The organism is Collinsella aerofaciens (assembly GCF_005845035.1).
Classification (GTDB): Bacteria; Actinomycetota; Coriobacteriia; order Coriobacteriales; family Coriobacteriaceae; genus Collinsella; species Collinsella aerofaciens_I.
Genome location: NZ_SPFO01000002.1, coordinates 115,695 through 127,870, shown reverse-complemented (window position 1 = coordinate 127,870; position 12,176 = coordinate 115,695). Strand labels below are relative to the sequence as shown.

General features: G+C 59.3%; 12 protein-coding genes and 3 tRNA genes. 14 read left to right on the top strand and 1 reads right to left on the bottom strand.

Translation table 11 applies throughout. The annotated features are described in order from the left end of the window. Positions 1 to 257 precede the first annotated feature (257 nt). The 11 genes from FGQ67_RS01665 (at position 258) to proC (ending at position 9,497) form a co-directional block, all read left to right on the top strand. Positions 258 to 545, top strand: a complete 288-nt coding sequence (locus FGQ67_RS01665; RefSeq protein WP_212745995.1) for a ribbon-helix-helix domain-containing protein — start codon at positions 258 to 260, stop codon at positions 543 to 545. 123 nt (positions 546 to 668) lie between these two features. Further along, a tRNA-Phe gene (locus tag FGQ67_RS01660) sits at positions 669 to 741 on the top strand. A 483-nt stretch (positions 742 to 1,224) separates the two neighbouring features. Beyond that, entirely contained in the window at positions 1,225 to 2,286 is a 1,062-nt protein-coding gene (locus FGQ67_RS01655; protein ID WP_118256686.1) for a glycoside hydrolase family 5 protein, read from the top strand. 6 nt (positions 2,287 to 2,292) lie between these two features. Next, positions 2,293 to 3,171: a 16S rRNA (cytidine(1402)-2'-O)-methyltransferase gene (gene rsmI, locus FGQ67_RS01650; protein WP_138339728.1), complete on the top strand. Its 879-nt coding sequence runs from the start codon at positions 2,293 to 2,295 to the stop codon at positions 3,169 to 3,171. A 69-nt stretch (positions 3,172 to 3,240) separates the two neighbouring features. Beyond that, positions 3,241 to 4,842 carry a methionine--tRNA ligase gene (gene metG, locus FGQ67_RS01645; protein ID WP_138339727.1) on the top strand — a complete coding sequence of 534 codons (1,602 nt, stop codon included), beginning with the start codon at positions 3,241 to 3,243 and terminating at the stop codon, positions 4,840 to 4,842. Between the two features lie 110 nt (positions 4,843 to 4,952). After that, positions 4,953 to 5,813, top strand: coding sequence for a 16S rRNA (adenine(1518)-N(6)/adenine(1519)-N(6))-dimethyltransferase RsmA (gene rsmA / locus FGQ67_RS01640; RefSeq protein ID WP_138339726.1), 861 nt, complete (start codon positions 4,953 to 4,955; stop codon positions 5,811 to 5,813). Then, positions 5,803 to 6,720 (top strand): TatD family hydrolase, encoded by a 918-nt coding sequence (locus FGQ67_RS01635; protein ID WP_138339725.1) that lies wholly within the window; start codon positions 5,803 to 5,805, stop codon positions 6,718 to 6,720. The genes rsmA and FGQ67_RS01635 overlap by 11 nt, the downstream gene beginning before the upstream one ends. A gap of 43 nt (positions 6,721 to 6,763) precedes the next feature. Next, positions 6,764 to 6,850: transfer RNA gene (locus tag FGQ67_RS01630), tRNA-Leu, on the top strand. 387 nt (positions 6,851 to 7,237) lie between these two features. Then, positions 7,238 to 8,176 (top strand): SPFH domain-containing protein, encoded by a 939-nt coding sequence (locus tag FGQ67_RS01625; RefSeq protein ID WP_117746891.1) that lies wholly within the window; start codon positions 7,238 to 7,240, stop codon positions 8,174 to 8,176. Positions 8,177 to 8,182: 6 nt separating this feature from the next. Continuing rightward, a complete protein-coding gene (gene rlmH / locus FGQ67_RS01620) occupies positions 8,183 to 8,653 on the top strand; it encodes a 23S rRNA (pseudouridine(1915)-N(3))-methyltransferase RlmH (RefSeq protein ID WP_138339724.1) in 471 nt (156 codons plus the stop codon). Between the two features lie 73 nt (positions 8,654 to 8,726). Next, on the top strand, positions 8,727 to 9,497 hold the full coding sequence (gene proC, locus FGQ67_RS01615; protein WP_138339723.1) for a pyrroline-5-carboxylate reductase: 771 nt from the start codon (positions 8,727 to 8,729) through the stop codon (positions 9,495 to 9,497). 157 nt (positions 9,498 to 9,654) lie between these two features. Here the strand turns inward: proC and FGQ67_RS10025 are convergent, their stop codons facing one another. After that, positions 9,655 to 9,828: a DUF6724 family protein gene (locus tag FGQ67_RS10025; protein ID WP_171025133.1), complete on the bottom strand. Its 174-nt coding sequence runs from the start codon at positions 9,826 to 9,828 to the stop codon at positions 9,655 to 9,657. Positions 9,829 to 9,939: 111 nt separating this feature from the next. Here FGQ67_RS10025 and serS point away from each other — a divergent pair, with 111 nt between their 5' ends. The 3 genes from serS to FGQ67_RS01600 all read left to right on the top strand — a co-directional run bounded on the left by serS (position 9,940) and on the right by FGQ67_RS01600 (position 11,928). Then, positions 9,940 to 11,223: a serine--tRNA ligase gene (serS, locus tag FGQ67_RS01610; RefSeq protein WP_138339722.1), complete on the top strand. Its 1,284-nt coding sequence runs from the start codon at positions 9,940 to 9,942 to the stop codon at positions 11,221 to 11,223. Between the two features lie 173 nt (positions 11,224 to 11,396). Beyond that, positions 11,397 to 11,774, top strand: coding sequence for a hypothetical protein (locus FGQ67_RS01605; RefSeq protein WP_099432632.1), 378 nt, complete (start codon positions 11,397 to 11,399; stop codon positions 11,772 to 11,774). 77 nt (positions 11,775 to 11,851) lie between these two features. Beyond that, positions 11,852 to 11,928: transfer RNA gene (locus FGQ67_RS01600), tRNA-Arg, on the top strand. The last annotated feature ends 248 nt before the right edge of the window (positions 11,929 to 12,176 follow it).

The window sequence follows — 12,176 nt, the reverse complement described above, 5'->3', positions numbered from 1 at the left end:
TTGAGATCCATCCGAACGCCAAAAAAACACTTGACGGAAAAGCAGGTGCTTGGTGCCTGGTTCGCGGTTACTGAGTGCATTCGCCGCGAGTCGGAGGACGAGCCGCCGAGATGGCTTGCCATTGGATGGCTTCCAGATGGTCGAAGTGTGGAACTTGTTGCGGTCGAACTAATTCGTGGATGGCTCATTATTCATGCCCTGTCTCCGGTTCAGAAGAAATTCTGGCAAGAGATCGAGCGAGCTCGGCAGAGGGGTCGATGATGGGCAAGACGTATACGGCCGCTAATGGTCAGGTTGTAACGGATGAAATGATTGACGCGTGGTGTGAGTCGTACGAGCGCGGAGAGTTTCCGGATGGCGAACACACCGTTGGTGGAATCGTGCGTGGACGGCCCCCGCTCTCAGGTGAGGGGACGGCAACGCTGTCGGTCAAGATTCCTCTGGGAATGAAGGAGGCCATTCGTCGACGGGCGGCTGCCGAGGGGATGACGCCAAGTGAGTTTGCCCGTGCGGCTCTGAGTGAAAAACTTCTTGCTGCCGGCTGATGCCTCTGACGTGCCGATTTATAGAACCGAGGCTGTGCTCAAAAACTTTTTTAAAATTCTCGGTTGACCGGAACGCGTCCTTGGTTATACTAATCAAGCCTTGAAACAAGGCACACATCAAATGGCTGGGTAGCTCAGTTGGTAGAGCAGAGGACTGAAAATCCTCGTGTCAGGGGTTCGATTCCCTTCCCCGCCACCTTGAATTGACTAGGACCTCTGCAAAGGGGTTCTTTTCTTTTATCGAGGGCTCTGCGGAAATTGCGTCCCGGAATTTGGCTTCAGAGTGGGATGCGTTTTCCGCTTTGATGTCGCTTGGGAAAGCGCGACCCGGAATCCGGCGTCAGAATGGGACGTGCTTTCCTTTTGCGGCCTTTGGCGGAAACTGCGTCCCAGATCTCGCGCTCAGAACGGGATGCATTTTCCGATTGAGGCCTCGAACGGAAAATGCATCCCAGTCTTTTGCGAAAAACGGGATGCGCTTTCCGGCGCTTACTTCCGACGTGCGCGCACATCTCGGCGCACCAGCTCGTGCCCACCTGTCCCAGACATTCCTCCCACTTTTGCGCCACTTTGTAGACCGTTCGGTCGCCTGTCTGCATGCGCGGGTATACTCAAATCGATAGATATGTCATGCAAGAGCGATGCGGGCTTAGCCCGTATGATTCAAAAGGGGGCAGTGATGGAGAGGATACTCGGCGTTAATCTCTCTGGCTGGTTTATTCCCGAGCCTTGGGTGACCCCGTCGCTATACGCGGCGACCGGTGCATCCAACGCGGCCGAGCTGCAGGAGGCCATGGGCACCGCCGCCTATAACGAGCGCATGCGCCGTCATTACGAGACGTTTGTGAGCGAGGACGATTTCCGTCGCATGGCGCAGATCGGTCTCAATGCCGTGCGTCTGCCGGTGCCCTGGTATGCCTTTGGCTCGCAGGAGTCCGATGCGTCCTACATCTCGGTTGTCGACTACATCGACCGTGCAATTGAGTGGGCTGCCAAGTACGACATCCGCGTGCTGCTTGATCTAGCAACTGTGCCCGGTGGCCAGGGCGATTCCAACGATTCGCCCGCCACGCCAGAGGCTGTTGCCGAGTGGCATTCGTCCACTAACGGCCGTCATGTCGCACTCGACGTGCTCGAGCGCTTGGCTGATCGCTACGGCGAGGCCGAGAGCCTGCTGGGCATTGAGCTGCTGGATACGCCGCAGATGAGTGTCCGCAAGAGCCTCTTCACCATGACGGATGGCATTCCTGCTCACTACCTGCGCAATTTCTATCGCGATGCCTACGAGCTCGTCCGTTCGTATATGCCCGAGGATAAGATCGTCGTCTTCTCGTCGTCGGGGCATCCCAGCGAGTGGAAGCATTTTATGCGCGGCGCCAAGTACAAGAACGTCTACATGGACCTTCACCTGTACCATTACCGCGACGAGCATGCGCTCGACATCACGAGCCCCCGCGGGCTGACGACGGCGATTTCTCGTAACAAGCGCGAGCTCAAAGAAGCGATTTCGACTGGGTTCCCCGTGCTGGTGGGCGAATGGTCGGGCGCGGCGATCTTTGCCAACTCGTCGGTTACGCCCGAGGGCCGCAATGCCTACGAGCGCGTGTTTATCGCCAACCAACTGGCTTCGTTTGCACCGGCTGCCGGTTGGTTCTTCCAAACGTGGAAGACCGAGAAGCGCATTGCAGCATGGGACGCCCGCGCGGCGCTCGGTACGCTCGAGCGTGGCATGATTGAATAGGTTGATATGACGCAAAACAGCGCCCATACGGGCAAACTCTATGTGGTCGGCACGCCCATCGGCAACCTGGGCGACCTGTCCCCGCGCGTTGGCGAGGCGTTTGCCGCCGCCGATGTCATTTGCTGCGAAGACACGCGTGTGACGTCAAAGCTGCTGATGCATCTGGGCATTTCCAAGCCGCTTGTCCGTTGCGATGAGAATGTGATCGCCAGCCGCGCCGCCGGCCTGGTCGACCGTCTGCTGGCGGGGGAGACCCTCGCTTTTGCCTCGGACGCCGGCATGCCGAGTGTGTCCGATCCCGGACAGGCGCTGGTCGAGGCGGCGCGTGAGGCCGATGTGCCCGTTGAAGTTATTCCCGGGCCCTCTGCTTGCGTCACGGCGCTCGTTTCGTCCGGCATTCCCTGCGAGCATTTTTTCTTCGAGGGCTTTTTGGGCCGAAAGCACGGCGACCGCGTGCGCCGTTTACAGCGCCTTGCCGTGGTGCCCGGCGCACTCATCTTCTACGAGTCTCCACATCGCATCGTGGCGACGCTCGAGGCCGTGGCGGAGGTCTTTCCCCAGCGTGAGGTTGCCGTCTGCCGCGAACTCACCAAGCTGCACGAGGAGGTCTTGCGCGGGCCCGCTGCCCAGCTTGCCGAGGAGCTGCGTGCTCGCGGCGAGGTAAAGGGCGAGATTGCGCTGGTCATCGCGCCGCCGAGCGAGGATGAGGAGGCCGGTGTCGCGCCGGTTGGCGCCGCGGCAGCGGATCCCGACGAGGCCCTGCGCGCGGATATCCGCGCCGCGCTCGAGGAGGGGGAGCCCGCGTCTGCGGTGGCCAAGCGCCTGTCTCAGAAGTATTCGCGCCGCAAGCGCGATGTCTATGCCATGGTGCTCGATATGCAATAGATGGAGGATATCCAGCCCTTGCGCTAGAATCATCCTCTGTATGCAACGTTTTTCTGGAGGACAAACCCCATGGATCAAAGCAAGCCTTCGTTCTTTATCACGACGCCCATCTACTACGTCAACGCCGATCCGCACCTGGGCACGGCTTATTCCACCATCATCGCCGACGTTCAGGCTCGCTATCGCCGTTCCGCCGGCTATAACGTCAAGTTCCTGACCGGCATGGACGAGCACGGCGAGAAGGTCGCCGAGGCCGCGGCCAAGCACAACATGACGCCGCAGGAGTGGACCGATAGCCAGGCTCCGCACTTCAAGGAGCTTTGGAGCAAGCTCGAGATTTCCAATGATGACTTCATCCGCACCACCGAGCCGCGCCAGCACCATGCCGTGCAGTACCTGTGGGAGCGCATGAAGGAGTCCGGCTACCTGTATAAGGGCAGCTACGACGGCTGGTATTGCGTGCCTGACGAGACCTACTTTACCGATACGCAGGTCCAGAAGGGCGACGAGGAGTACGGCAGCGTCGGCCAGCACCTGTGCCCCGACTGCCACCGTCCGCTTGAGCGCGTGCAGGAGGAGTCCTACTTCTTTAAGCTTTCCGCCTTCCAGGACAAGCTGCTTAAGCTCTATGACGAGCATCCCGACTTTGTCGAGCCTGCGTTCCGCATGAACGAGGTTCGCAGCTTTGTCGAGGGCGGCCTCAACGACCTTTCCGTGAGCCGTACGAGCTTTGACTGGGGCATTCAGGTCCCGTTTGACGAGGGTCACGTGACCTACGTGTGGTTCGATGCTCTGCTCAACTATATGACGGCCGTTGGCTACGGTGTCGACACCGACGACGCGCGTGCCGAGCTGGCCTATCGCTGGCCCGCGCAGTTCCACATCGTGGGTAAGGACATCATCCGCTTCCACTGCGTCATTTGGCCCGCCATGCTCATGGCCATCGGCGAGGCCCTGCCCGAGCACGTCTTTGCCCACGGCTTCCTGACCGTGCGCAATGCCGAGACCGGCAAGGCCGAGAAGATGTCCAAGAGCCGCGGCAACGCCATCGCTCCGCAGGACGTTATCGACATGCTGGGCGTCGAGGGCTATCGCTACTACTTTATGACCGACGTCGTCCCCGGCACCGACGGTGCCATCAGCTTCGACCGCATGGAGCAGGTCTACAACGCCGACCTGGCCAACAGCTGGGGCAACCTCATTTCGCGTTCGCTCAACATGAGCGGCAAGTATTTTGACGGTTGCGCGCCCGCCAAGCCCGCATCGTTCGACGCGTTTGACAACCCGCTGGCAAAGATCGCCGATGGCCTGGTCGACCGCTACATGGCCAAGATGGACGTGCTCGATTACGGCGGAGCCAAGGATGAGGTCATGGAGCTCATCCACGCCGCCAACCACTACATCGAGGACTCCGAGCCTTGGGCACTTGCCAAGGACGAGGCCAAGGCTGACGAGCTGGCGTTTGTGATCTACAACCTGCTCGAGGCCATCCGCATTGCCGCTCACCTGCTGATGCCGCTCATGCCCCAGACTTCTGCCGAGGCTCTGCGCCGCCTGTCCTGCGAGGACGAGGCCGCGAGCGACGACCTCAAGGGCATTTGCGCTTGGGGCCTGCTTGCTGGTGGTCAGCCCGTCGAGAAGGGCGATCCGCTGTTCCCGCGTCTGGCGTAGAGACCGCGCGAGCGCCATATCGGCAATTTGTTGTTTAGCTGTAAGGGCATGGCCGCCACGGTCCATGCCCTTTTGTTTCAAGACGCCGCCATCATGCTAAGGAGGCAACCATGACAACTTCGCCTTTGGCAAACCCCACGGCCACCAGGGAGCTGCTAGAGGAGTTTGGCCTTGCGACTAAGCATCGCCTGGGCCAGAACTTTCTAATCGACAATCATGTGATCGAGCGTATCTGCGAGCTTGCCGAGCTTGCAGGTGACGAGCGCGTACTCGAGGTGGGTCCGGGTTGCGGCACGTTGACACTTGCGTTGCTGCAGGAGGCGGCGTGCGTTACGTCGATCGAGGCCGATCCCGAGCTTGAGCCGGTGCTTGACGCCCACGCCGCCGACTATGCCAACTTCCGCTTTATCATGGGCGATGCGCTCAAGGTGGGCCCGGAGCAGATTGAGCAGGTTGCGGGCGGTACGCCGACGGTGTTTGTCGCGAATCTGCCCTACAACGTGGCGGCGACGATCATCCTTCAGTTCTTCCAGACGATGCCGGCGCTCAAGCGTGCCGTCGTCATGGTGCAAAAGGAGGTTGCCGATCGCATTGCCGCAACGCCCGGTAACAAGACCTATGGCGGCTACACGGCAAAACTCGGCCTGTACGCGCAGGTGACGGGTCGCTTTGAGGTGCCGCCGCGTTGCTTTATGCCGGCGCCGCACGTGGACTCGGCCGTCGTGCGTATCGACCGTGTTGACGGCGTGGTGCCCGAGGGGTTCGATCGCGAATTTGTGGCCCGCGTGATTGATGCTGCATTTGCTCAGCGTCGCAAGACCATCCGCAATTCCATGAGCGCCAACGGCTTTGCCAAGGACGTGCTCGATGCTGCCTTTGAGGCTTGCGGTATTGCACCCACCACGCGCGCCGAGACGCTTGATGTTGCTGACTTTGTCCGTCTGGCCCAGGAGCTAATCCATGATGCCTAATGCCGAACGTGTGACGTTTACCAAGAAAAAGAAGACGGTTGCTTGTCCCGTGCCCTTGGCACCGCTTGCCGACACGCATGCGCATCTGCTTTCGTTCTGGGGCAAGGATGTGCCTGAGACGCTCGTGCGTGCCAAGGCGGCGGGCGTCGACCTGTTGGTGACGATGTTCGACCCCATCGCTGATAAACGCAGCGTGACGGACTATAGCGACTGGCTGACGCGCGAGATTCTGCCGATGCAGGATATCCCGCAGATCAAGTATCTTGCCGGCGTGCATCCGTATGGCGCGCCGGACTATGCCGACGACGTTCACGCACAGGTCGTTGCCGCACTCGATGATCCCTTATGCGCCGGTATTGGCGAAATCGGCCTGGACTACCACATGGACTATGACGACGATATCGCGCCGGCACCCCATAACGTGCAGATTGACTGCATGGCGCGCCAGCTCGAGCTTGCCGTGTGCCGTAACGTGCCGGTGGAGCTACATCTGCGTCACGAGGACACGGACCAGGAGCGCACCTCGCACGTGGACGCCTACAACGTGCTTCGTGAGGTGGGCGTGCCCCAGGCCGGTTGTGTGCTGCACTGCTTTGGCGAGGACCGCGCCACGATGGAGCGCTTTGTGGAGCTGGGCTGCTATATCGCCTATGGTGGTGCGGCCACCTTCAAGCGCAACGACGACGTGCGCGAGACATTTGCGGCAACCCCACTCGATCGAATTTTGTTCGAGACGGATTGCCCGTATATGGCTCCGGAGCCCATCCGCGGTCTTGAATGCGAGCCCGCAATGATCTCCATTACGGCAAACGCGCTGGTTAACGACCGTGTCGATCGCACTGGTGAGGACGCCGAAACAATCGCGCAAGCCGCTTGGGAGAATGCCTGCAAACTTTTTCAAAAATAGTTCTTGCGTTCGTGGTGGCGCTCCGTTATTCTAATTCCTGCACGCGGGCGTGGCGGAATTGGCAGACGCGTACGGTTCAGGTCCGTATGGGGGCAACCCCATGAAGGTTCAAGTCCTTTCGCCCGCACCATTGATTGAAAGAGCTCCCAGCAATGGGAGCTTTTTTGTTATGGGCCGTTTTGGCAGATTTGACATATCGATTTCGCGCGGTAGATGTCCCTGTGGTCAAAAAGTGGCAAATATGAGTACTGACATGAAAATAGAGACATTTCATGAAGCTATTTTTGCTCATTTTGCGCAACAGATGTACGCTAATTTGGCTCAACCTTGAGACAAAATGAAGTAATTTCGATAGACCTCGGGTTCAACGAGGCGATTTTGACCCAAATACGCTGTTACTAAACTGGTAACAGTACTCATATTTGGCCTTTTTTGACCACGGGTCCTCTTGTTGGTGTCACACAGCTGCTTCGTGCGGGTATCCTAATGCCAACGTGTGCCTATCAGAGGAGAGACCATGCTGTTGTCCGGTATCATCGCTGCCCTTACCAGCCTTTTGATTCCCATCATCATTCTGTTGCTGCTGCTTCCCAACGCCTGCTACGTCGTTGAACAGCAGCATGCCGTGATCATCGAGCGTCTGGGCAAGTTTAACCGCATCGTCAACGCGGGCTTCCACATGAAGGTGCCCGTGATCGACCGCAAGGCCGCCACGGTGAGTCTGCGAACCATGAAAAACGGTTTTGGCATCGACGTTAAGACCCAGGACAACGTGACCATCGGCCTTGAGGTCTCTGCTCAGTACCACGTGAGCTATGACATGGGCGCCGGCCCGGCAGATTCGGGCATCTACAAGAGCTACTATATGCTGCAGGAGCCCGTCGACCAGATGCGTGACTTCATCACCGACGCCCTGCGCTCTTCGATTCCCGTCTACACACTCGATGAGGTCTTTGCCAAGAAGGACGACATCGCCAAGGATGTCAACGCTACCGTTTCCGAGCAGATGGCCGCCTACGGCTTCACCCTCGTGTCGACGCTCATCACCAAAATCGCACTGCCGACCGAGGTTGAGAACTCCATGAACGACATCAACGCCGCCCAGCGCAAGCGCGCTGCGGCACAGGAGCTCGCTGAGGCAGACCGCATCAAGCGCGTCACCGAGGCGACCGCCGAGGCTGAGGCTATGGAAAAGGCGGGCGAGGGCATCGCCAACCAGCGCAAGGCCATCGCGCTGGGTATCAAAGATTCGCTCGAGATCATCCAGGAGACGGGTGTCGGCAATGACGAGGCCAACCAACTGTTCATGTTTACGCAGTGGTCCGAGATGATGACGGAGTTCGCTCGCACGGGTAAAACCTCGACGGTCGTGCTGCCGAGCGACTTTTCGCAGTCGGCCTCGATGTTCGAGCAGATGCTGGCCGCCGGCAAAGTTCAAAACGATTCGAAGGAGTAGACGCGCGTGAAATACACCGTCGTTTGCGTCGGTAAGCTCAAGGAGCGCTTTTGGAAGGACGCGTGCGCCGAGTACACCAAGCGCCTGGGCGCCTATGCCAAGGTGGATGTCCGCGAGGTGGCTGATATCGACCCGGCTAAGGCGGGCGGCGTGGATGCCGCGCGCGACAAGGAGGGGGCGGCGATACTTGCAGCCCTGCCGCCTCGAGCGCATGTGATCCTGCTTGCCATTGAGGGCAAAGAGCGCTCGAGCGAGGAGCTTTCGGCGCGGCTCGATGATCTTATGCTGCGTGGTAACAGCGACATCGCCTTTGTGATTGGCGGATCGGACGGCGTGAGCGATGACGTGCGCGCACGAGCCGACGAGATGCTCAGCTTTGGACGCATTACCTTGCCGCATAACTTGGCGCGCGTGGTGCTGCTGGAGCAAATTTACCGCGCCTGCAAGATTAGCCGTGGCGAGCCGTATCACAAATAGGTCGGCAATACGAAACAATGCCGTGGGACAATAGCCTTCGTTTTGAAGAGCGTGTCTGAGAGGACTATGAGATATGAAGATTGGATTTGTCGGTTTTGGCAATATGGCGAGCGCTATGGCCGATGGCTGGATCGCTGCCGGTGTGGCTGCGAGCGATATGTGCGCCTGCGCGGGCCACTACGACGCCTTGGTTGAGCGTTGTGAGACGCGTGGGATGGTTGCCTGTCGTGATGCGGCGGAGGTTGTCGCTGCATCCGATATCGTGGTTGCTGCGGTCAAGCCGTACATGATCGAGAAGGTCTTCGCTCCGCTCAAGGACGCTCTAGCCGACAAGGTTGTCCTTTCGGTCGCCTGGACTTGGGATAGCGCCAAGTGGGAGCAGGTCCTGCCGGGTGTCGCGCATATCTCGACGGTGCCCAACACGCCGGTTTCGGTGGGCGAGGGCGTCATCGCCTGCGAGAAGTCCTCTACGCTCAACGGCGAGCAGCGTGCCGTGGTGCTCGACCTGCTCGGTAAGCTTGGCACTGTCGTCGAGCTCGACACGAGCCTGCTGTTTGTGGGCGGCACGGTGGGCGGTTGCGCACCGGCATTTGTCGCCATGGCGATCGAGGCCCTGGGCGACGCGGCCGTCAAGCACGGTATCCCGCGCGCCGATGCCTATCGCATTGTGAGCCAGATGGTGCTGGGCACGGCAAAGCTGCAGCTTGCAACGGGGCAGCATCCTGCGGCGATGAAGGATGCCGTATGCTCGCCCGGTGGTGCCACCATCAAGGGCGTCGTCGCGCTCGAGGACGCCGGCATGCGCAGCGCCCTGGTCAAGGCCATCGACGCCACCCTCCAGTAAAACCCGCCATTTAGGGACAGGTTTATTTTGGCAGGTTTTTCCTGCGGTTTTGTTGCATGTACGAAAAGCGCCCCGCAACTGGCTCAATTCCAGTTGCGGGGCGCTTGCGTTTGCCCAGATAAAACCGACCAAAATAAGCCTGTCTCTTTTTGGCAGGCTAGTCCCAGAAGCCGTCTTCTTCGTCCTCGGACTTGGGGCCACGGTCGACATACATCTTATGGGTGCGCTTCTCCATTACAAAGGCAAGAATCGCAAACAGTAGGATGCCGCCGGCGAAAAGGATGGCAAAACCGGTGCGGGTGCCAAACAAAAAGGAAAAAACTGCGTCCATTGGGTGCCTTCTTGCGTAGTTGGGTTGGGTCGTAAACGCTCATAAGTATATACTTGCCCATACATGTACAAGGTTGCAACCTAAATGGAATGTATATCGCCGGAGGATCTAATGCTTGATATCAAGTTTGTTCGCGAGAACCCCGATGCCATCGATACCGCCATGGCAAATCGCCAGACGTCTTGGGATCGCGAGAAGTTCTTTGAACTCGACGACGAGCGCCGTGCCGTCATCACCGAGGTCGAGGAGCTCCAGGCCACGCGTAACGCCGAGTCCAAGAAGATTGGCGCCCTGATGAAGGAGGGCAAGAAGGACGAGGCCGAGGCCGCCAAGGAGGCCGTGCGCGCCGTCAACGAGAAGATTGACGGTCTGGCCGAGCGCCGCACCGCTCTCGAGCAGGAGCAGTACGGCTTCATGGCTCACCTGCCCAACATTCCGTGCGATGCCACCCCGTACGGTAAGGACGAGGACGAGAACATCGAGCGTCGCCGCTGGGGCACCCCGCGCGAGTTCGACTTCGACTTTAAGCCGCACTGGGATCTGGGCACCGATCTGGACATCCTCGACTTCGAGCGTGGCAACAAGCTCTCCGGCAGCCGCTTTACCGTTCTCGGTGGCGCCGGCGCCCGCCTGGAGCGCGCCCTCATCAACTTCTTCCTCGATACGCACACCAGCCGTGGTTTTAAGGAGTGGTGGCCGCCCATCGTCGTCAAGCGTCAGACCATGTTCGGCACGGGCCAGCTGCCCAAGTTCGAGGACGACGCCTACCACGTCTCGGGTGACAACTTCCTGATCCCCACCGCCGAGGTCGTGCTCACCAACCTGCACGCCGGCGAGGTCCTCGACGCCGACACCCTGCCGCGCCGCTACACCGCCTTCACCCCCTGCTTCCGCGAGGAGGCCGGTTCCGCCGGTCGCGACACCCGCGGCATCATCCGTCAGCACGAGTTCGACAAGGTCGAGATGGTCAAGTTCGCTAAGCCGGAGGAGTCCGACGAGGAGCTCGAGAGCATGACCGCCGAGGCCGAGTACCTGCTGCAGCAGCTGGGCCTTCCGTATCGCGTGATTAGCCTGTGCACCGGCGACTTGGGCTTCTCTGCCCGTCAGACCTACGACGTCGAGGTCTGGCTGCCGAGCTACAACGCCTACAAGGAGATCAGCTCCTGCTCCAACTGCGGTGACTTCCAGGCTCGCCGCGCCAACATCAAGTATCGCGACCCCGAGAACTTCAAGGGTTCGCGCTACCTGCACACTCTCAACGGTTCCGGCCTGCCGGCCGGCCGCACCATGGCCGCCATTCTGGAGAACTACCAGAACGCCGACGGCACCATCACGATCCCCGAGGTCCTGCGTCCTTACATGGGCGGTCTCGAGAAGATCGAGCCGGTCGCGTAAGTTGGCTGCATAGGGGATATGCAAGGGCGCTCCTTCGGGGGCGCCCTATTTCGTGCGCAGGTCCATACCATGCCGTGCGGACAGCTCAATAGAAAACACACGAACAACTGTTCTGTATACAGCCATCTACCTGCTATGCTTTTGCTAAATAAGAGCGAGAGAAAGGGGACGCGATGGAGTTGTTTGATGATCGGGTGGTTTTGTTTGAGAGCGACGAGGGCGGGGAGTACCTGCTTGTAACGTGTGAGCCGTCTGGCATGGGTGGCCTGGTGGTTCGGCAGGCGAGCGAGGGCCCGTTGACCCAATGGTGCTTTGAGGAGTCGCCGCATGTGGTCGAGACCTTTGTGACGCACGAGGGGCTTGTGGCGCTGGAGCACTTCTATGGAGTTGGGACTTCCAACCAGGTCGCGCGCATGCTGAGCATCTCGTTTGCCGATTATGACTGTGCCCAGCGGGTGAGATCGCTCCTGAGGGAACTTGATGCTAAGTTTGACGTGATCGAAAAGCCAATCGATCGTACGGGGAACGTCGGTATGTGCGGAGCAGCATGACAAAACTGCGTTTCACAAAAAAGTTTGAGATTGTGCTTGACTCCAATAAGCTAAAGTGGTTTTATATGTCTTGCGCTGCGGCGTTACCTCAGCTGGATAGAGGGTCTGACTACGAATCAGAACGTCATAGGTTCGAATCCTATACGCCGCACCAATTGAACTTGAAGCCTCCGGCAACGGGGGCTTTTCTTTTATGGCGGTATCCCATGGATTCGAATCTCGGTCGAGGCGCGGGCGTAAAGAAAACGCGGAGCGTTTTTAGCCCGCGGGCGAGCACGCCGGCAGGCGGGCGAAGCCGGTGCGGATCCGCGAAGCGGATACGCGGAATCCTATACGCCGCACCAATTGAACTTGAAGCCTCCGGCAACGGGGGCTTTTCTTTTATGGCAACACTGCCTGGAT